Raw genomic sequence first — 20,269 nt, 5'->3', positions numbered from 1 at the left:
CGTTTCGTGGTCACGCATCTTGCAAGTGCGCCTGTGCATCGATGTCCTGCCGCCATGCGGCGGCGAACGCGGGGTAGGTTTCCGACACCTCGTCCAGCACCCGCCCCCGCAGCAGCGCGAGCGTCTGCGCATCCGGGGTGGAGGTCCGGGGCGTCCGTTCCGCCGCGTCGTAGTCGAACCCGGTCTCGGCGCGGATGCTGTCGGCGCTCTCCCCTTCGTGGGCCGATTGCAGGGAAAAGCGGGCCTGCGCCTTGTCGAAGGAGAACAGCGCCTTGCTGGTCAGCAGGGCGACCGGACCGCCGGGCCTGTAGACGTCTTCCGGGCTGGTGCCCGGGGCCGAGACGAAATCGACCTTGTCGACCAGAACCCGGGGACTGTGTTCCTCGCGGAAGAGGATGACGCGCGGCACCACGTAATAGAGGTAGGCGGACCCGAAGGACCCCGGCCAGCGCACCTTCGTCGTTGGATAATCGCCGACACCCACTAGGTTGACGTTGGCCTGCCCGTCGATCTGACCGCCGCCGAGAAAGAACGCGTCGATACGCCCCTGGCCCGCGCAGTCGAACAGTTCGCATGATCCGTTGGTGAAGAAGTTGTGCTCGGCCGAGCCGAGGATCGAAAGCCGCACATGGCGCTCCAGCTCTGCCAGGGCCCGGCACAACATCGCGCCCGCTGCGGGAATTGGCGAGGACGCGCCCACGGCGACATGACGGACGCCTTCCAGCAGGCGCGCGATGGTGAAGATCAGGGTTTCGCGGGGGAGGGCAGTCATGCGGTGACCTCCTTTCGCTGCCAGTTGGCGGGCTCTGCCATCCATGCGTCGAACCCCTCCTGCGTCCGCGCGGCTGCTGCGTAGGACATCAGCGACTCGGTGTCGGTCGGGTATTCGCCCCACAGCCCGTAAGGCCATGTGCCGCGCGGCACATGCGCGATCGCGGCCACATAGAGGGCGGGAAGCACTCCGGCGGCGAGGGTTTCATCCTCCAGCAGGTTGCCCTCGTAGATGCGGTCGACGGTCACGAGGCTCTCTGCCGAGGCGTAGGCCATCGTTGCGAGTTCGCGCCGCCGCCCGATCCAGACGTTGCCGTACCGATCAGCCATGGGGGCGTGAAAGATAGCCACGTCCGGATGGATCGCCGGAATCAGCGTCACGGGGTCGGGCTTGTCCGAAAAGGGGTTGTCGATGACCTTCCAGTCGGGCCGGTTCTTCAGGACGTCAGACCCGATGAGGCCGCGGATGGACAGGAACGGCGCCCCCTTCTGCGCGGCGATCAGGCCCGCGTGGACCGCGGGACACGTGGCGTCGATGACCCTGAGGCTGCCCGCCTTAACGGCAGCATTGAAGCGGGGCGCACCGCCCGCTTCGCCAAGGCTGACGGCACTGGTCTCCACCTCGGCCACGCAGCCGGCACCGATCAGCATATCCACCTGCAGACCGCCCGTCGGCACGCAGACAAGCCGCAGGTCGCGCAGGCCGCTGTCGATCATCGGGCGCGTCATCGCCATGGCAACGCCGGCGTAATCGACGGGCAAGGCTATGCGCATTCCGCTGCGCAGCCGCAGCGCCATGTCCTTCAGATCGTTCAGCATGGGGCGCCCTTCTCCGATATTGCCGCGCCGCAGCGCAAGATGTTCCACAATTCAGAACAGTAATCCGGAAATAAAGGTAGACCGGCGTCAGGTGGCGTGTCAATGGCCCGGAACATGCCGTCTCTCCCCGAAATCTTGGCCTGAAATCAGACATTGACAGATCGAGAATCCGAACGAATGATATTTGGCAATACAATGTTCTATAATTTGGAACACGGAGGAGGTGAAGGTGACCCTGGCTCAGCAGGAAGAAATCGCGGCTCTCGACCCGCCGGCGGCAGGACCCATGAGTTCAAGCGCAATCGGATCCAGCATTTCCATCCGCGAGGTGACCAAGCGATACGGGGCCTTCACGGCAGCGGACCGTATATCGCTCGACATCGAACCGGGGGAATTCGTGACGCTCCTCGGCCCCTCCGGCAGCGGCAAGACCACGCTGCTGAACCTCCTTGCCGGGTTCCAGTCGATCGACAGCGGCGGGATCGTCGTCGACGGCAAGCCGATCCATGGCGTGCCGGTGCACAAGCGCGGCTTCGGCATGGTCTTCCAGAGCTACGCGCTGTTCCCGAACATGACCGTCGCCCAGAACGTGGCCTTCCCGATGCGCATGGCGGGCGTGAACCGCGCCGAGAGCGATCGCCGCGTGGCCGAGACGCTGGACATGATGCGCCTGTCCGAACACGCGTCCAAACAGCCCTCCGAGATGTCGGGCGGGCAGCAGCAGCGTGTCGCCATCGCGCGCGCCATCGTGATGCGGCCGAAGGTCGTGCTGATGGACGAGCCGCTGAGCGCGCTGGATCGCCGCCTGCGCGAAGAGATCCAGATCGAGATCCGCGCCCTGCACCAGGCCATCGGCAGCACGTTCCTCTTCGTGACCCACGACCAGAGCGAGGCGCTGACCATGTCGGATCGCATCGCGGTGATGGAGCAGGGCAAGATCGTGCAGGTCGCTTCGCCGGAAGAGATCTACCGCCGCCCGCGCAACCGCTTCGTCGCGGGCTTCGTCGGTGAAAGCAACCTGATCGAGGCCGAGATCCTGCGCCGCGAAGGGGGGGCCCTGACGCTGCGGACCCGCACCGGCCACCAGTTCCGCGCGGAATCGCGGGATGAGGTCACGGGCCGCAATGTCACCGTGCTCGTGCGGCCAGAACGTCTGCGCCTGACCGACACCTCGGGACCGGGCACGATCCCCGCGCGGGTCGTCTCGGCGCTGTTTCTGGGCGAGGTTTTGCGGATCGAGATCGAACTGGACAGCGGCGAGCTGCTTCTGGTGCGATGCCCCGACCGCGCGGGCCATGCCCTGCCGGCAATCGGCAGCGTGCAGCATGTCAGCTGGGGCGCCGAAGACGGCTGGGTGATCGCATGACCGATCTTTCCGCCTCTGCCTTTCCGCGCCGCCCGGTCGCCGAGCGGGTGAAGGCGCGGCTGACCGACCCTGCCATGCTGCTGGTCCCGGCCCTGGCCTTCCTGGGCTTCATGTACCTGATGCCGCTTGTCGACCTGGTGCGGACCAGTGTCGAAGGCGCGCCCTGGTGGGCCGACCTTGCCCGGGTCTTCTCGACGCCGCTCTACCTCGACTCGCTCGTGCGCACGATGCGTATCGCCTTCACCGTGGCGCTGCTTTGCGCGATCTTCGGATTGCCCGCGGCGCTGCTGATCCAGCGGACCAAGGGGATCACCCAGGTTCTCGTCGCGACGGCGATCATCCTGCCGTATTTCATCGCCATCCTGATCCGCACATACGCCTGGATGGTGCTGCTGGGACGGAACGGCCCGATCAACAAGTTCGCGGTCTGGATCGGCGCCTTCGACGAGCCGCTGGGACTGCTGTTCAACCGGGGCAGCGTTCTCCTGGGGATGTCGGCGGTGCTTCTGCCGATCATGGTGCTGAGCATCTATTCCAGCCTGTCGCGCCTCGACCCTGCGCTGCTGCGTGCGGCGCTGGCGAACGGGGCGGGACCATTGGCCGCCTTCTGGCGCGTGCTTCTGCCGCTGACCCTGCCCGGGATCGGGGCGGGCTTCCTGCTGGTCTTTGTCCAGGCGCTGGGATTCTTCATCACGCCGACCCTGCTGGGTGGGCCCGGCGACATGATGTTCGCCATGCACATCACGCAGCAGGCAGACACGATCACCGGCGAAGGTTTCCTGCAGGCACTGGCCGTGGTGCTTCTGGTCATCACGCTGATCACGGTGGCCGTCGCGGGCCGGTTCCTTGGCTTCGAGTTCATCTGGGGCGGCAACCGTCAGCCCGCGCCGAAGCTCAAGCACATCCGCACCCCCGGGAAACGCCCCCGAGGTCTGCGGGCAACCGCCGCCGACCGCATCGGCTGGCCGGTCCTGCGCCTGATGGGGCATCTGAATGCGCGCTGGGGAGCCTGGACGGTCCGGATCGTCGGCGGCCTGATCGTGGCGACGCTGGTCCTGCCGATTGTCGTGGTCATGATCATCTCGTTCAGCAAGGCCAGCTACCTGACCTTCCCGCCACCCGACTATTCGCTGCGCTGGTACGAGAAGTTCTTCTCCGACCGCAACTGGATGTCGGCCTTCTGGAACTCCCTCGGGATCGCGGTGATCTCGGCCGGGATCTCGGTCACGCTGGGCGCGGCCGCGGCCATGGGGATCGTCCGCAGCACGATCCGGCACAAGTCGACCCTGATGCTGCTGCTTGTCAGCCCGATGATCGTGCCGCCCGTGGTGCTGGGCCTGTCGCTCTACAGCCTGTTCCTGAAGTTCGACATGGTGGGCACCTACTGGGGCCTTGCCGCCGCACACTCGATCAACGGCATTCCCATCGTGGTGGTGATCGTCGCGGCCTCGCTGCAGGGTGTCGACCGCCAGCTCGAACAGAGCGCCGCGGTGCATGGCGCCTCTCCCCTGACGGTGTTCCGCACCGTGACGCTCCCGGCCATCGCGCCGGGGATCGGGGCCGCGGTGTTCTTTGCCTTCCTGCATTCCTTCGACGAGCTGGTCCTGACGCTGTTCCTGTCCAGCCCGCGGATGAAGACCCTGCCGCTGATGCTCTGGGGGGACATCAACTACCAGCTCAACCCGGTCCTCGCCGTGGTCTCGACCCTCGAGGTCCTGCTGGTGGTCGGCGGCATCATCCTGGCGCGCCCGGTTCTGACCCGGGCCCGCTGAAGACCGACAACGACAAGACCACAACGATCAATGAAGGAGGAGAAGACATGACTGGTAACAACTGGAGACGGACGGGCGCCTCGGCGCTGGCGATCACGGCCCTGCTGGGGGTCTCTGTCCAGACCGCCACGGCGGACGAGGTGATCATGCAGGACCCCGGCGGCAGCTACGGCGACGCCCTGCGCTCGGTGATGTACGACAGCTTCGAGGACGAGACCGGCATCGACGTGATCACCGTCCAGGAAGCCCGCTCCGGCCCGCGGATCAAGGCGCAGGTCGAAGCCGGAAAGGCCGAGTGGGACTTGACCTTCATCTTCGACCAGGAGACCAAGCTGCTGGGCGACTGCTGCCTTGCCGACATCGACTATGACGCGCTCTCCGACGAGGCGAAGGAAACGCTGGCGACGATGCCTGACAACCTCAAGCGCCCCAAGGGCGTGGCCCTGCAGGTCATCGGTGTCGGGCTGGTCTACAACACCGACGTCTACAGCGGCGACAACGTGCCCGACAGCTGGGCGGACTTCTGGGATGTCGAAGCCTTCCCGGGCAAGCGCTGCATGCCTGCATGGCCGCGTTTCAACATGGAAGCGGCGCTGATGGCCGATGGCGTGGCGAAGGAAGACCTCTATCCGCTCGACATGGACAGGGCGCTCGCCAAGCTGGAGGAAATCAAGCCGCATGTGACGAAGTGGTGGACCACCTCGGCGCAGTCGCCGCAGCTTCTGCTGGATGGCGAGGCGGACATGTGCATGGCCTACACCGGCTCGACCTCGATCCTCGCGCTCGAAGGCGCGCCGATCGAAGTGGAGTGGAACGAGGGTTTCGTGTACTACGACTTCTTCTCGATCCCGAAGGGCGCTCCGAACTACGAGAATGCGCTGAAGCTGCTGTCCTGGCGGCTTGATGCGGAACGTGCGGCGGAACTGACCTCGACTTACCCGGTCGCGCTGCCCTCTTCGCTGGTCTACGAAAAGGCCGACCCGGAGATCAGCCGCTACTGGGCCAACCGTCCCGAGAACATGGAGAAGGCCATCGAGTGGAGCCCGGAATACTGGGGCGCCGCCTCGGGTCACGGCGACATGACCAACGAGGAATACGGCCAGGAACAGCTGAACGCGCTGCTTGCGCAGTAGGCAAAGGCCACGGCAATAGGGCGGCCGCGGGTGAAACTGCGGCCGTTGCCTTGCAAGGCCGCCTGCTGGCATGGTGCTGCGGACCGGACACCTGCCCGACAGGGACCGGCCAGAAGACGAAGTGGGGGACATGGACAAGGCATTCATCAAGGGGCTTCGGCTGATCGAGGCACTGGCCTACAGCGACGGACCGCGCGGCGTGACGGAACTGGCTGCAGAGCTCGAGCTGACCAAGAGCAACGTCCACAGGCTCCTGACCACGCTGTCCATGCACGGCTACGTGCGGCAGGACCCCAGGCATTCCGGTTACGAGCTGACGACCAAGATCTGGGAGCTCGGCAGCCAGGTGATCCGTCGCATCGACCTGACCAGTGTCGCACGTCCCGCCATGGAACGGCTGGCCGCGCTGACCGGCGAGACGGTGCACCTGTCGACCCTGGACGAGACCGATGTCGTCTACCTCGACAAGATCGAAAGCAGCCATCACATCCGGGCGCACACCCACGTCGGGCAAAGGGCGCCCGCCTACACGATGGCCACCGGCAAGGCGATGCTGGCCCAGATGCCGGACTCCTACCTTGAACGCTTCCGCTACAAGCTGGAGGCGTTCACCCCGACCACCATCACCACGATGGACGCGCTGTACCGCTCCGTCGACGAGGTGAGGCGCGCCGGATTTGCGCAGGTCCCGCACGGAGAATGGCGCGAGGGCATCGCGGCCTGCGCCTGCGCCGTTCTCGGCCCGCAGGGCGATCTTGCGGGCGCGGTCGGCGTGTCCGGCCCGGATCTGCGCATGACCCAGGAGAAGCTTGACGCCTTCGCCCCCCATGTCGTGGAGGCCGCCCGCAAGATTTCGGCGGCATTGGGCTACATCGAACCGGACCGGTCGACGAGTTGACCAAGGTCGGCTGGCGGGCCTGGCTATTGGCAAACCGCATTGCCGAGCGCCGGCGCCCTGCTAGACAACCCCTTCGGTCTTTCTTCGGCATGGCGCGTATTTCGACACGCCATGCCTCCACCGCCGTCACATGCGCAGACCGCCAGCGGCTGTCCGCAACCGGCTCAGGAGAGCCAGTCCAGATAGGACTGCGTGCCGCCGTTGCGCGTGTCCGAATGTGCGGCGCGCGCATCGATTGCCGACGCCTCTTCCGGGGCCGAAAGGACGCGGGGCAGCGCATCGCGCACCAGCTCGGCCTGGCCCGGCGTGAGGTTGCAGGGATCGAGGTCGAAGTAACCTTTCTCGACCTCGTGCCCCCGAACCACGATGGGCGGATCGAGCCGGCCGAAGGCCACCGCGAACTGTGCGGCCGAGGCGCCCGCCTTTGCAGGATCGACGAAAACCCGCAGCCGTTCGAGCGGGTTGTCGGTGGGATCCGGCAGGGGCAGGGCTGTGATGCCGGGCAGGGCGCAGGCCGCCTGCCACATCTCCAGCGCCCGGGTCTCCTCGGCCCGGACGGCGGCATGGTCGCGCTCCAGCCATTGCTCCATCGCGGCGATGGCGCCGGCGATGCTCTCCTTGCCGATCTTCATCCCGCGCCCGATCCCGATGTTCTGCAGGTAGGCCGCGCGCACCAGATCCCGCCGCCCGGCGACGATGCCCGAGGTCGGACCGCCGAGGAACTTGTGCCCGGAGTAGATCGCGATGTCCGCGCCCTTGGCCAGCATCCCGGTCAGGTCGTATTCGGAGGCCGCATCGACGATCACCGGCACGCCCTTTGCGTGGCAGATCTCCACGAAGCGGTCGAGCGGCATCATCCCGTAATCGACCACGTGATGCGAGACAACGTAGAGCGCGGCACAGGCGCCTTCGAGCGCCGCTTCGAGCTGGTAATCGCGGGTCAGGGTCGATTGACCGACGATATGCAGCTTGCCGCCAGCCAGTGCCACGGCCTGCGCCACCGGCGCACCGTATTCGCACAGATGCCCCATCTGCACCGCCACGCCATTGTCCGGGCCCGGCTCCAGCGGCAGCGCCTCGACTTTCGCAGGGTCGAGCCCGGTCAGGCACCCGGCGATGGCAAGAGTGATCCCCGCGCTGGCGGAGGCCGTCAGGAAACCCGCCTCGGCGCCGGTCAGCCGTGCGATCACCTCGGACGCCCGCGCCTGCAGTTCATGCATCTTGACGAAGCGCGGCATGACCGCCGCCGTAGCCTCGGCCACCCTCTTGCTCGTCACCGAACCGCCAAGCGAGGTCATCGTCCCCGAGACATTGACCACGCGGCCCAGCCCGTTGGCATCGTGCCAGCTCCAGTCCACCCCGTATTCTTCGTTCTTCCGCATGGGACACCCTTTCAGCTTGCGCAGTATTCCATAGTTATGATTTATGATCCCCAATCATGGAGATCCGTATGAGCGACACGCCCGAACCCCGCCGCACACGCACCAGCGGCCTCGACCGCGCGCTGCAGATCCTCGACATCCTGACCGAGCGGCACGGGCCGATGACGGGCTACGAACTGGCGAAGGCCAGCGGCGCGCCGCCCTCGACGGTCTACAAGATCGTGGACGAACTGATCGAGCGGGCGATGCTGACGCGCACCTCGGACGATCGCGTCTGGCTCGGACCGCGGCTGATGCGTTACGGGCTGACCTACCGCGCCCGGATGAACGCGTTTGGCGAGGCGGAACGCGCGATGTTCGCGCTGAACGAACGCGTCCGCGAGATGGTCCAGATATGCGCCCGCGACGAGGGCATGATGCAGGTCGTTGCCATGGCCGAAGGCTCCGCCGGACCTTTCCGCGTCACCTCCGACGTCGGCACCCGGGTTCCGCTGAACTGGACGGCCTCCGGACGGCTCCTGATCGGGCACCTGCCCGACGCCAAGCGGCTCGAGGTATTCCGTGCCTGCGCGCGGCCGTCGTCCACCGGGCTTGCCGAAACCGACCCGCAGCGCCTGTCGGAGATCAGCCGCAAGGACTTCCTCGACGGACTCTCGGTGCAGATCGACACGTCGGAAGACCAGGTCGCCTGCATCGCCGCGCCGATCCGGGACTTCGACGGCGAATGCCGGCTGACCCTCTCCGTGGTGATGCCCAAGCACCGGGTGGAAGAGAAGTTCGAGATGGTGGCCCGCGAGGTGCGGGCGGCGGCCCGGGACGTCGAAAAGGCGCTTGGCCTGCGTCACGGCTGACCCTGCTCGGGGGCCAGTTCGAAGATCGCCTCAACCTCGACCGTGATGCGGTTGGGCAGAGATCCCACGCCGAAAGCGGAACGCGAATGCACGCCCGAAGCGCCGAAAACCTCGCCAAGCAGGTCTGATGCGCCGTCGATCACGAAGGGATGGCGTTCGAAATCCGGATCGGCATTCACCATGCCGAGCAGTTTCACCACACCCTTGACCCGGTCGAGCGATCCCAGGTGGTCGCGCAACGCGGCGAGAATGTTGATGGCGACGAGGCGGGCATGGGTCCGCGCCTCCTCAGCCGTGACTTCGGAGCCGACCTTGCCGCGCCGGAGCGTCCCGTCCGCCTCCACCGGGCCCTGGCCCGATACATAGATGAGCCCCGCCGCCACGCGCACATTGGTGAAGGCGCCGATGGGCGTAGGTGCACGCGAAGGCAGGCCGAGGTTCAGGCTGTGCAGACGCGCTTCCGGTGTCTCCGCGCCCGGGGTTTCAGAGAGGGTGGCGGGTTCACTGGACATGTCGTACCTCGGGAATCTTGCAATAGGTCAGGTGATCTGGGGCGAGCGCATGGGCCTCGGGCGTTCCGCGCGCGCAGCTCTCTTCGGCAAAGGCACAGCGCGTGCGGAAGACGCAGCCAGAGGGCGGCGAGAGCGGGCTCGGGATATCGCCCTGCAGTGCCACGCGGTCGCGCGGCGCGCGCGGATCGGGCAGCGGAATCGCGGAATTGAGCGCGCGGGTATAGGGATGGCCGGAGGCGCGGTGCACGTCGGTTACCGGACCCACCTCCATCAGCCGCCCGAGATACATCACCGCCACCTGGTCGCAGAGGTAATTCACCACGGACAGGTCGTGGGCGATGAACAGCATGGTCAGGTTGCGCTTTTCCCGCAGGTCGAGCAGCAGGTTCAGCACCTGCGCCTGGATCGAGACGTCGAGCGCAGAGACGCTTTCGTCGGCCACGATGAACTCCGGTTCGAGCGCGAGCGTGCGGGCAAGGCCGATGCGCTGGCGCTGACCGCCTGAGAAGGCATGAGGATAGCGGTCCATGTGGTCGGCCGACAGGCCAACCTCCTCCAGCAGGGCGGCTACACGGTCGCGCCGTTCGCGCCGCGTGCCGATATCGAAGGCCTTCAGCCCTTCGGCAACGAGGTCGCCGACCTTGAGGCGTGGGTTGAGCGAGGACACCGGGTCCTGGAAGATGATCTGCATCCGGCGGCGCATCTCGCGCATCTCGCGCGGGGGCAGGGCGGTGATGTCCTGCCCGTCAAAGATCACCTGCCCGGAGGTCGGTTCCACAAGGCGCAGCAATGTCCGGCCCAGCGTGGTCTTGCCGGAACCGCTCTCGCCGACGAGGCCCATGATCGCGCCCTTCGGGATGTCCAGCGACACGTCCTCGACCGCGTGGACGGTGCCGGAGCCGGTCTGGAACCGCTTCGTGAGGTTGCGCAGGCTGACAAGCGGGTTCATGCGGCTTCTCCCGCGTGGTCTAAGATGCAGGCGGACCGGTGGCCGGGGGCCTTGGTCTCCAGCGGGACCGGAGACATGCAGGCGTCCTGGGCAAAGGCGCAGCGTGGCGCAAAGGCACAGCCGGGCGGGCGGGCGGAGAGCGGCGGCACCGAACCGGGGATCGGCACGAGACGGTCCTGAACCCTCGGGTCGGGGTGCGGGATCGAGTGCAGCAGCCCTTGCGTGTAAGGATGACGCGGCGCATCGAAGAGCGCATCCACGCCCGCCTGTTCGACCACCGTGCCCGAGTACATAACGGCTACCTCGTCCGCCATTTCCGCAACGACGCCCATGTCGTGGGTGATGAACAGGATCGTCATGTCCATGTCCTTCTGCAGGCGTCGCATCAGGTCGAGGATCTGCGCCTGGATCGTCACGTCGAGCGCGGTGGTCGGCTCATCCGCGATCAGCAGCGCCGGGTTGCAGATCATCGCCATGGCGATCATCACGCGCTGCCGCATCCCGCCCGAAAGCTCGTGCGCGTAGGAATCCACCCGCTGCGCCGCGCCGGGGATCTCCACGAGGTCCAGCATCTCGATGGTCCGCTTGCGGATCGCCTTGCTGTCGAGATCCTCGTGCAGAAGCAGCATCTCCCCCACCTGGTCGCCGACGGTGAACAGCGGGTTGAGCGAACTCATCGGCTCCTGGAAGATCATCGACATGCCGGGACCGCGCAGGGCCCGGCGCTCTGCCTGGCTGAGCCTGTTCAGGTCGTGGTTCACCCCGTCCCGCGTGGTGAACCGCATGTCGCCCGACACGACCCGGCCCGAGGGCGGCAGCAGACCCATCAGCGCCAGCGAGGTCACCGACTTCCCCGAACCGCTTTCGCCCACCAGCGCCAGCGTCTGCCCCCGCGCGAGGCTGAAGCTGACGTCGCGCAGGGCGGTCAGTTCGCGGCGCCCCTTGCCGAAGGCGACGGTGAGCCCGTCGACAGTCAGGATCGGTTCGGTCATGGGAGCCTGCGCGCCGCCTGCTGGAAATCGCAGCCCAGCACGGTGCCGCGCGGTTCGAAGACCTTGTCCATCACCATGGCATTGCCTTGGCTGTCCAGCACGTCGATGGCGCAGTCCTCGAGGTCGAAGACGGTGAAGTCCGCGCGCATCCCCGGGGTCAGCCCGTCCTTGCCCGACAGGCCCAGCACGGAGCGCGGCGCGTTGGTCGAGGCCTCGATCACGTCATCGAACGGAAGCCCCACGGCCAGCAGTTTCGAGAGCGTCGTCGCCATGTCGTAGACCGGGCTCGCCATCGAATGCTTGTGCAGGTCGGTCGAGATCGAGAAGGGCCGCAGGCCGTCGGCGATGGAATCGCGGGCGGTCTTGAAGTTGAACGACGCGCCGCCGTGGCCGATGTCCATGAGGATGCCGCGCGCCGCGAGGTCCTGCGCCATGCGGAACAGCGCTTCGGTGTCGCGGATCGACCCGGCGGGCTTGCCGTTGAAACAGTGGGTGACGATGTCGCCGGGCGAGAGGATCTCGAACACCTCGTCGATCAGCGGGGGCGGCTCGCCCACGTGCACCATGAGCGGCAGGTTGGTCATCTCGGCCACGCGCTTGGCGATCTTGGCGGGGGTGATGCCCCAGCTGCCCACGATGACGCCCGACGCGCGCACCTTGATACCGCAGATCACGTCGCGGTTGGCCTCGATCACCTCCAGCGTCCGGTCGATGTCGATCGACCGCCAGTCGATCAGTTCCGGCACGCGGTTGCAGGCGACAAGCCCGATGGAGCCGATGTTGAGGAAGGCCTTGATGGTCTCGGACTGCGGCTCGATCACGTATTCGCGCAGCCCGTGGAAGCTCGCCTCGCCCGCCGACCCTGCGTCGGCCATGGCGGTGACCCCGGTGGGGCGGCCTGCCTCCGACGCGCGGATGGAGATGTCCGTGCCACCGTGCCAGACGTGCACGTGCAGGTCGCACCAGCCCGGCGAGAGATACGCGCCGTTCAGGTCGAGCACCTCGGCGTCAGCAATGGCAGAAGCCGCCACGGTGCCGTCATCGGCGACATGGATCGCCTCCGGCACCCGGTCGAAACCGGTGGCCCGGAAGTTGGTCAGGGTGAGCGCCATAAGTCAGGTCTCCTTGGCAAGTCTGGGATCGAGCGCATCGCGCAGGCCGTCTCCGACGATCTGGAGCGACAGGACGGAAAGCGCGATGGCGATGCCCGGGAAGAGGATGAGGAAGAAGGCGTTGTCGATGAACTGCCGCCCTTCGTTGACCATGATGCCCCAGGTCGGCGTCTTGGGATCGACACCAACGCCGAGGAAGCTGAGGCCCGCCTCCGCCAGCATGGCATAGGCGAAGATGAAGGTGGCCTGCACGAGGATCGGCGAGAGGATGTTGCGCAGCACGTGGGTCAGCATGATCGCGGGCGTCCCGGTGCCAAGGGCGCGGGCCGCCTCCACGAAGGGCAGTTCGCGGATGACGAGGGTGGAGGCCCGCACGATACGGGCGATGCGCGGCGTGTAGACGACGGAGAGCGCGAGGATGACGTTGCCCATGGTGCCGCCGAAGATCGCCACGAGCGACAGCGCAAGCAGGATGTCGGGGAAGGCCATCATCGCGTCGATCAGCCGGGACAGCGCGGTGTCCAGCTTGCGGAAGAACCCGGCGACAAGCCCTAGGATCACGCCAAGCAGCGTGGACAGGACCGCGACACCGAGGCCGATCATGAGCGAGGTCTGGCCGGCGACAAGCAGCCGGCCCAGCAGATCGCGTCCGAAGGCATCGGCGCCAAGGACGTATCCGCCGGTTCCGGGCGCCGAGAGGCGGCTGCGCACGGACATGCCGCCGATCTCGGTGATCCCGAGCGTGGGCAAAAGGAAACAGGCGAGCACGATCAGGACGAACACCACCAGCGCACCCATGACGGAGGGACGCGCCGAGAGTTGCCGCATGAGCCCCGGGGGCGCTTCGGAGAGGGAACCGCTCATCAGTATTTCACCCGTTTGTCGACGACGAGGTAAAGAAGATCGGTGGCGAGGTTCACCAGCACATAAAGCGCCGCGACCACGATCAGCGTCCCCTGGATCACCGGGTAGTCGCGCCGCAGCACCGCGTTGACCACGAGATTGCCCATGCCCGGCAGGTTGAACACCCGCTCCGTCACCACGGCACCCGACACCAGCAGAGCAAAGGTCAGGCCGACCACGGTGATGATGGGGATGCCCGCATTCTTCAGCGCGTGACGCAGGACCACGCGGCGCTCGGTCATGCCCTTGGCGCGGGCGGTACGCACGTAATCCTCGCCCAGAATGTCCAGCATCGAGGCACGGGTGAACCGCAGGATCAGCGCGGAATTGGTGATGCCGAGCGTGATGGCCGGCAGGACCAGGTGGCCCATGCGGGTCGCGAAATCCGCCTCCGGTCCGCCATAGCCCGAGACCGGGAACCAGCCGAGGTCGGTCGCCAGGAACCGCTGGAACAGCAGGCCGGTCAGGAAGGACGGGACCGAGGCCGCAAGCATGGCAGACGTCACCGATATCTGGTCCCCGGCCGACCCGCGCCGGTAGGCGGCCCAGATGCCGATGGGTGCCGCGATGACCAGCGCCACCACGAGGGAGAAGAGCGCGAGGAAGATCGAAGGCTCCGCACGGTCCGCCAGCACCTGCACCACCGGCTGGTCGAAGAACAGCGAGGTGCCGAGGTCGCCCTGCATGGCGTTGGCGAGGAAGGTGAAGTATTGCACCGTGATCGGACGGTCGAGGCCAAGCCGGACGCGCAGGTCGTCGACTTCCTCGGGCGTGGCATCGGGGCCGAGCATGAGGCTTGCCGGATCGCCCGGGGCGAGACGGACGAGCACGAAGGCGATGGTGAGCACGAGAAAGATCACCACGATCATGCCTGCGAAGCGGTTGGCCAGATATCTGCGCATGTGTTCTTGTTCCGGCTGGAATGGCCGGCCCCGCAAGGGACCGGCCGATTGTCAGGTCACTCGGCCATCTTCGCGTTCCAGAAGGCCGGCCACGGCGAGGGCGCGACGCCTTCCAGACCCGCTGCCTTGCCCTGCAGCGCGTTGAAGTTGCCGACCTTGATCAGGCCCACGTCTTCCAGCACGATCTGCTGCAGCTCTGCAAAGACTGCCTTGCGCTTCTCCGGATCGCTTTCCGAAGTGAAGCGGTCGAGGATCGCGTTCTTGTCCGGGTTGTTCCAGCCCTCACGCGCTGTGGCGAAGAAGGAGGAGGTCAGCGCCGGTTCCGGCAGGAAGGGCGAGTGGGTGATGTAGATGTCCCACAGGTCCGGGTTGTCGCGGTTCTGCGCCAGCGTCGCCCAGTCCACCACGTCCATCTGGACGGTGAAGCCAGCCATCTCAAGCGCCATGCGGGCGACTTCGGCCATCTGGTAGTGGAACTCGTACTGGCGCGAGGTCAGGATGCGCAGCGGCGCACCGTCATAGCCCGCCTCTTCGAGGTAACCCTTGGCCTTCTCCTGGTCGTTCTGGTTGTACAGCTCGACACCGGCATCCGACCGCCACGCCCAGCCCTCTGGGTACATCGCGCCGTCGGTCTGGAAGAACTTTTCGTCGCCGAAGGCGGCAAACAGCATGTCGTCGAAGGGCAGGGCGGCCTGCACGGCCTTGCGGATCGTGAGGTCCGTCATCAGGCCTTTCTTGTGGTTGATCGCAAAGACCGGCCAGCCGAAGGGCTCCAGCAGCACCGGCTCCGCGCCTTCCGACTCCGCGATGCGGTCGTAGGCCTCGGTCGACAGCCCGTCGGCATAGGCAAACTGCCCGGAGAGCAGACCCTCGACGCGGGTGTTGCCATCCGGCACCGGGATGAAGCGGATCTCGTCCGGCGTCTGCGCGCGCTCGGCGGCCCCGGTCGGCTGGGTGTAGCCGTCAAAGCGGACGAGCTGGGTGTACTGGTCGGGCTGATGCGCCTCCAGCTTGTAGGGGCCGGTGCCGATCACGGTCTCGATCTCGGGCGCGATGATCTCTTCGGGGTAGATCGCGGCGGCAGAGTTCGAGAAGGCCAAGAGCGACATCAAGGGCGCATAGGGCGTCGAGAGCGTCAGGGTGATCTCGTTCGGCCCGGTCGCCTCGACGGAAGAGACCTTGTCGGCGATGCCCTTGCCCCGGCTCGCCACTTCGAGCCAGCGGTCGAGCGACGCCTTCACGTCGGCGCTGTCCATGGAAGACCCGTCATGGAAGGTCACGCCTTCGCGCAGCGGGATCACGTAGGTCAGGCCGTCCTCGCTGATCTCCGGCATGTCGGCGGCCAGCAGAGGCACGACCGACCATGTGTCGTCGAAGGTAAAGAGCGTTTCCACGAAGTGCTGCGTGACGATGCTGACGACGTCCTTCGTGGACACCATCGGATCGAATGTATCCGGCTCACCGATGATGGCCACATCGAGCGTCTCGGCGCTCAGCGGCGCGGCAAGAAGCGCCGTGGCAGCGGCGGTCAGGAAGAGTCTGGAACGGTGGATCATGACGTTTTTCCCTGGGTTGTTTGATTTGTTCTTGTCCCCTCATAAGGTCGGAATCAGTACACAGCAGTCAACTATACTCCATAACTGGAGATCATAGCGGGATTGGGCGAACCAGAAAACAGGTGCGGCCAACATCAGCCAAGGATGACCATCGAGGTTGTATGCCGCGGATGAAAGGCCTTGGTTTATTGATCGAACCACGTTGTTTTGCGCCACTGGCCCGCGCTCTTCGTGGCGCCCTGACGTCCCGGCTTCCCGGGCCCTGTCGGACGCGGCGATCTGCCGTTCATTCAGACCGACGGACAGCTTCTGACCCATCTCGAAAGCCGACTCTCGCCAACAACCTTCGCTGTTGAAGCCGCCCGACGACACCGTCCCATCCCGAAAAGCGCCGAAAGATCAGCACCGCCTCGACAGAGCGGGATTGCCCCGGACCAGGTGCCGCTGCAGGTCGCGTCAGGTGCAGTCGTGAGGGAAACGGCCCTCTCTCAGGGGAACCTCAATCCGGGCGCGCTTCAAAAATTCCGGCCCATCACAATACGTGTTTCAGGCGCTCTCGGCAGGCCGAACATCGCTGCGCCGCCGCAGGAACTCGATCAGCAACCTCAGCTCGCCACTTGGCTCGGCCTCCTGGGGCCAGACAAGGTAGTAAAAGCTCCCCGGATCTTCGAAGGCCGGACCCACCTGCACCAGCCGGCCGCACTGAAGCTCCCGGTCGGCGAGGAAATCCGGCAGGAGCGCCACGCCAAGGCCCGACGTCGCCGCGTTGGCAAGCGACAGGAACTGGTCGAACAGCGCGCCGCGCAGGTGGCCCGGCGCCACGTCCTGCTGCAGGAACCAGCTTTCCCAGGCGCCCGGCCGGCTCGACAGGTGCAGCAAGGGCATCCGGAGGAGATCGGCGGGGGTCACCGTATCGGGCAGGGCCGTGTCCGGGCGCGCGACCGGCACAAGGCGATTGCGCGCGAGCGGAAGAAATTCGACCCCCGGCCAGTCCGCGGTGCCGAAATGAATCGCCGCGTCGAATTTCTCCGCGGCGAAATCGAACGGGCTGTTCCGCGTGGTCCGGTTGATGTGCACCTCCGGGTGCGCTTGCAGGAACGCCCCCAGATGCGGATCGAGCCAATAGAGCCCGAAGGTCAGCGGGATCGCCAGGCTCAGGGCATTTCGGTCGCCCGCGGCACGCAGCTGCAAGCTGGCCTGCGCGAGGTCGGCCAGACAGTCCCGCACGGACCGTGCGTAGCTGCGCCCCGCCGAGGTCAGGCGCAGCCCCTTGCCTTCGCGGATCAGAAGTTTCACGCCCAGCTGATCCTCCAGGCTCTTCAGCTGACGGCTCACTGCCGAATGCGTCAGGTCGAGGTCCCGCGCCGCCGCGACAGCGGTCCCGAGGCGATCCACGGCCTCAAGCGCACGCAGGCTGCTGATCGTCGGAAGAAAGCGTCTCGGGATCGACATGTGACAAAAGCTCCAAGGTTCGTGCGCACAAATCACTTTTCGGACGCGCCTCCGTACGGCACTTTCTCATGAAATCCCATGGGAGACTTGCTCTGATGCAGACTGTTCCGACGTTCCGCCGCGCGCAGAGAACTCATTCGTTGGAGATTTCCGAAATCGTTCAGCTTTCGGACCGCGCCGCAAAGCTGAGCGCCTCGGGACAGAACACCGTCCTTTTGTGCAACAGCACGTCGGTGGTCCTGCCCTGCGACATGGACAACCGATTTCGCCTGACTGCCGTGAAACCGGCCGTCGATCAGAAACAGCCGCTGGCAAAGGGAACAGCCCAATGAGCACGGCAGGAATTCTTTGGGAACACACGAACGGCGAGGGCATCCCCGAGACCCGGCTATCGTCCGGCAAAGAGGCCGATCTCGTGGTGATCGGTGGCGGCTTCACCGGCTGCTCGGCCGCGCTTCAGGCCGCGCGGTCAGGTGCGTCGGTGATCGTGCTCGAAGCCGAAACGATTGCCCATGGCGGCTCCGGCCGCAACGTCGGTCTGGTGAATGCCGGGCTGTGGCTGCCGCCGGACGATGTCGTGGCAACGATGGGTGAGGCTGCGGGCACGCGGCTGATCGAAGAGTTGGGCCAAGGCCCCGCGACGGTCTTTTCCCTCGTGCAGGAATTCGCGATCGCCTGTGAAGCCGTTCAGAACGGCACCCTGCATCTGGCGCATGCACCCGGCGGTTTCCGCGACCTCGAGAACCGCTTTCGACAGGGCAACCGCTTCGGGGCGCCTCTGCAGCTCCTCGATCGGGACGAAACGATCCGGCGCACGGGCAGCACCGAATTTCACGGCGCGCTTCTGGATCCGAGGGCGGGCACGGTGCAGCCCCGGGCCTATTGCAACGGTCTGGCCCGGGCCGCCCTCGGACTGGGGGCGCAGATCTACCAGAACAGCCCGGTCACCCGGGTCGAACGCGCAGGGAAGTCCTGGCGGGTCCATGCCAATGGCGAGGTGGTCACCGCGCCGCGCCTGCTTCTTGCGACGAACGCCTACCACACGCTGGCCGAAGGCGCTTATGCGCCGGAATACGTCGTGGTGAACTACTGTCAATTCGCCACGGCACCGCTGACCGAAGCGCAGCGGGCAAAGGTCCTGCCCGGGCGCGAGGGATGCTGGGACACCGCACTGGTCATGTCGTCGATCCGCACGGACGAAAGCGGCCGGCTCATCGTTGGAGGCATGGGAAACACCGACGGCCCAGCCGCGCAGATCCATGCCCGATGGGCGCGCCGCAAGTTGCAACGCCTGTACCCCGATCTGGGCGACGTCCCATTCGAGCACCACTGGCGGGGCAAAATCGCGATGACCCGGGACCATATTCCGAAGGTCGTCGAGTTCGGCCCCGACGCCTACGCCGTCTTCGGCTACTCCGGACGGGGCATTTGCCCCGGCACCGTCATCGGCACGGCTGCGGCCAAGGCGCTTCTGGGGGAAGGTCCCGACGCACTGCCGTTGCCGGTTGTCCGCAAGTACGCCGAACGCTTCAAGAAGTTGATGGGCGCCTATTACGAATTCGGTGCGTCGCTGACCCATGCAACCCGGCCCGGCCTCATGGGGTGAGCCCATCGTGACGCTTGCATTCCTCCATCGGGTAGGTTTCGAGGTATGACGGGAACGGCGCCCGTGTTGCCAAGGCGCTTCCAGTCAGACGGAGCAGCGGACATGACCACCCTTTCTCGGCGGGAGCTTCCCGACATGCGCCTGTTGCAGACGTTCGAGAGCGCCGCGCGCCACGGCAACTTCACCCGCGCCGCAGACGAGCTCGCCCTGACGCAAAGCGCTGTCAGCCGTCAGGTCCGCGAACTGGAAGAGCAGATCGGCCATCCCCTGTTCGAGCGGGTCCGTGGCCGGGTCATCATGACACCGACCGGCGAGACGTTTCTTCGGGAGGTCACACAGCTTCTGCGCATGGCCGAGGTCACCATGCGTCACGCCAAGGCCGCCGACGCGGGCCACACGCTGCTGACCATCAACGCTCTGCCGACCTTTGCCCAGCGATGGCTTGCGCCGCGTCTGGCCGACTACATCGGCAAGGCCCCGAACACGAGCTTCGACATCACCACGAGAAAGGGCCTGTTCAACCTGGCCGCCGAGCAATGCGACCTCGCGATACACTTCGGCGACCCGAACTGGCCGGGGGCCCGGTGCATCTACCTGTGCAGCGAAATCGTCGTTCCGGTCGTGGGCGGCGCACTGCGGCAGACGCATGACTCCGCGCCCGAAGACCTGATCGAAGCGCCCAAACTGGTTCTGTCGGAACGCCCAAACCTCTGGTCGGACTGGTTCGGGCGCTGCGGGGTCGACGCGCCCCTTACGCGCATCGCTCATACCTTCGACCAGTTCACGCTCACCATTGAGGCGGCGAAGGCCGGTCTCGGGTATGCGCTTCTGCCCCGATACCTCATCGAGAAGGAGCTCGCCGACGGCGAGCTGAAGGTCGTTCTGGATGCGCCCCATGCAACGCAGAAAGCCTACCACATGGTGATCCCTGAAGGGCGCGAGGAAAAGGTAAAGCCGTTCTGCGACTGGCTTGTGGAACAGGTCCAGTTCCGCCCGCTGGCCCGAGGGTAGTGCCCAAACCGGCCAACGGGTCTTCGATGGTGCGCTTTGCACGCAAATCCAGCTCTGTGTGGGGCATCTCCGTTCTCGTTGTTTCCAGCAAGACAGCGGAGATGTCCCAACCCAAATTTGAATGCGCCGCTGAGGGGGCGCTGTTGCAACCAAGTTGAAATGTCTCTTGTTCCGCAAAGTAGAAATGTCCCACCTGGGCGCTGAGGGAAGCAAAGCCTGACAGGGCGGAGACCTCATGTATCGCAGCCCTGGCTGGCTTTGCGGGCCTCCTTGGAGCGGCGT

At 66.0% G+C, this 20,269-nt stretch carries 19 protein-coding genes; 8 read left to right on the top strand and 11 right to left on the bottom strand.

Annotated features, from left to right (window positions below; all coding sequences use genetic code 11):
- Window positions 1–10: 10 nt before the first annotated feature.
- Both ACU0DV_RS00185 and ACU0DV_RS00180 read right to left on the bottom strand, forming a co-directional pair.
- Window positions 11–772 (bottom strand): CoA-transferase, encoded by a 762-nt coding sequence (locus tag ACU0DV_RS00185; protein ID WP_446240534.1) that lies wholly within the window; start codon window positions 770–772, stop codon window positions 11–13.
- Complete coding sequence (locus ACU0DV_RS00180) at window positions 769–1,590, bottom strand: CoA transferase subunit A (RefSeq protein WP_446240533.1); 822 nt, start codon at window positions 1,588–1,590, stop codon at window positions 769–771. The genes ACU0DV_RS00185 and ACU0DV_RS00180 overlap by 4 nt, the downstream gene beginning before the upstream one ends.
- Window positions 1,591–1,819: 229 nt before the next feature.
- Here ACU0DV_RS00180 and ACU0DV_RS00175 point away from each other — a divergent pair, with 229 nt between their 5' ends.
- The 4 genes from ACU0DV_RS00175 (at window position 1,820) to ACU0DV_RS00160 (ending at window position 6,759) form a co-directional block, all read left to right on the top strand.
- Window positions 1,820–2,956 (top strand): ABC transporter ATP-binding protein, encoded by a 1,137-nt coding sequence (locus ACU0DV_RS00175; RefSeq protein WP_446273440.1) that lies wholly within the window; start codon window positions 1,820–1,822, stop codon window positions 2,954–2,956.
- On the top strand, window positions 2,953–4,728 hold the full coding sequence (locus tag ACU0DV_RS00170) for an ABC transporter permease subunit (RefSeq protein ID WP_446240531.1): 1,776 nt from the start codon (window positions 2,953–2,955) through the stop codon (window positions 4,726–4,728). The genes ACU0DV_RS00175 and ACU0DV_RS00170 overlap by 4 nt, the downstream gene beginning before the upstream one ends.
- A gap of 47 nt (window positions 4,729–4,775) precedes the next feature.
- Entirely contained in the window at window positions 4,776–5,861 is a 1,086-nt protein-coding gene (locus ACU0DV_RS00165; protein WP_446240530.1) for an extracellular solute-binding protein, read from the top strand.
- 130 nt (window positions 5,862–5,991) lie between these two features.
- Window positions 5,992–6,759 carry an IclR family transcriptional regulator gene (locus ACU0DV_RS00160; protein ID WP_370314014.1) on the top strand — a complete coding sequence of 256 codons (768 nt, stop codon included), beginning with the start codon at window positions 5,992–5,994 and terminating at the stop codon, window positions 6,757–6,759.
- 164 nt (window positions 6,760–6,923) lie between these two features.
- On the opposite strand, the gene ACU0DV_RS00155 is transcribed toward ACU0DV_RS00160, so the two are convergent.
- Window positions 6,924–8,141: an aminotransferase class V-fold PLP-dependent enzyme gene (locus tag ACU0DV_RS00155; protein WP_446240529.1), complete on the bottom strand. Its 1,218-nt coding sequence runs from the start codon at window positions 8,139–8,141 to the stop codon at window positions 6,924–6,926.
- A 68-nt stretch (window positions 8,142–8,209) separates the two neighbouring features.
- On the opposite strand from ACU0DV_RS00155, the gene ACU0DV_RS00150 reads away from it, so the two are divergent.
- Window positions 8,210–8,992, top strand: coding sequence for an IclR family transcriptional regulator (locus tag ACU0DV_RS00150; protein ID WP_254698524.1), 783 nt, complete (start codon window positions 8,210–8,212; stop codon window positions 8,990–8,992).
- Here ACU0DV_RS00150 and ACU0DV_RS00145 read toward each other — a convergent pair.
- The 8 genes from ACU0DV_RS00145 to ACU0DV_RS00110 all read right to left on the bottom strand — a co-directional run bounded on the left by ACU0DV_RS00145 (window position 8,983) and on the right by ACU0DV_RS00110 (window position 17,370).
- Entirely contained in the window at window positions 8,983–9,504 is a 522-nt protein-coding gene (locus tag ACU0DV_RS00145; protein WP_100931555.1) for a RidA family protein, read from the bottom strand. The genes ACU0DV_RS00150 and ACU0DV_RS00145 overlap by 10 nt on opposite strands.
- Entirely contained in the window at window positions 9,494–10,453 is a 960-nt protein-coding gene (locus ACU0DV_RS00140; protein WP_446240528.1) for an ABC transporter ATP-binding protein, read from the bottom strand. The genes ACU0DV_RS00145 and ACU0DV_RS00140 overlap by 11 nt, the downstream gene beginning before the upstream one ends.
- Complete coding sequence (locus tag ACU0DV_RS00135; protein ID WP_446240527.1) at window positions 10,450–11,445, bottom strand: ABC transporter ATP-binding protein; 996 nt, start codon at window positions 11,443–11,445, stop codon at window positions 10,450–10,452. Before ACU0DV_RS00135 ends, ACU0DV_RS00140 begins: the two co-directional genes overlap by 4 nt.
- Window positions 11,442–12,557 (bottom strand): amidohydrolase/deacetylase family metallohydrolase, encoded by a 1,116-nt coding sequence (locus ACU0DV_RS00130; protein ID WP_446240526.1) that lies wholly within the window; start codon window positions 12,555–12,557, stop codon window positions 11,442–11,444. The genes ACU0DV_RS00135 and ACU0DV_RS00130 overlap by 4 nt, the downstream gene beginning before the upstream one ends.
- Window positions 12,558–12,560: 3 nt before the next feature.
- Entirely contained in the window at window positions 12,561–13,421 is an 861-nt protein-coding gene (locus tag ACU0DV_RS00125) for an ABC transporter permease (RefSeq protein ID WP_100931551.1), read from the bottom strand.
- On the bottom strand, window positions 13,421–14,362 hold the full coding sequence (locus ACU0DV_RS00120) for an ABC transporter permease (RefSeq protein ID WP_446240525.1): 942 nt from the start codon (window positions 14,360–14,362) through the stop codon (window positions 13,421–13,423). Before ACU0DV_RS00120 ends, ACU0DV_RS00125 begins: the two co-directional genes overlap by 1 nt.
- A gap of 56 nt (window positions 14,363–14,418) precedes the next feature.
- Complete coding sequence (locus ACU0DV_RS00115; RefSeq protein WP_446240524.1) at window positions 14,419–15,918, bottom strand: ABC transporter substrate-binding protein; 1,500 nt, start codon at window positions 15,916–15,918, stop codon at window positions 14,419–14,421.
- Window positions 15,919–16,464: 546 nt separating this feature from the next.
- Window positions 16,465–17,370 carry a LysR substrate-binding domain-containing protein gene (locus tag ACU0DV_RS00110; protein WP_446240523.1) on the bottom strand — a complete coding sequence of 302 codons (906 nt, stop codon included), beginning with the start codon at window positions 17,368–17,370 and terminating at the stop codon, window positions 16,465–16,467.
- Between the two features lie 95 nt (window positions 17,371–17,465).
- Between ACU0DV_RS00110 and ACU0DV_RS00105 the strand changes: the two genes are divergently transcribed.
- The 3 genes from ACU0DV_RS00105 to ACU0DV_RS00095 all read left to right on the top strand — a co-directional run bounded on the left by ACU0DV_RS00105 (window position 17,466) and on the right by ACU0DV_RS00095 (window position 19,987).
- A complete protein-coding gene (locus ACU0DV_RS00105; protein WP_446240522.1) occupies window positions 17,466–17,702 on the top strand; it encodes a hypothetical protein in 237 nt (78 codons plus the stop codon).
- A complete protein-coding gene (locus tag ACU0DV_RS00100) occupies window positions 17,699–18,976 on the top strand; it encodes an NAD(P)/FAD-dependent oxidoreductase (protein ID WP_446240521.1) in 1,278 nt (425 codons plus the stop codon). The genes ACU0DV_RS00105 and ACU0DV_RS00100 overlap by 4 nt, the downstream gene beginning before the upstream one ends.
- Before the next feature lie 102 nt (window positions 18,977–19,078).
- Entirely contained in the window at window positions 19,079–19,987 is a 909-nt protein-coding gene (locus ACU0DV_RS00095; protein ID WP_446240520.1) for a LysR family transcriptional regulator, read from the top strand.
- The last annotated feature ends 282 nt before the right edge of the window (window positions 19,988–20,269 follow it).

It is taken from the genome of Sagittula sp. (genome assembly GCF_052825245.1).
This window is presented reverse-complemented; position numbering and strand designations above follow the sequence as displayed.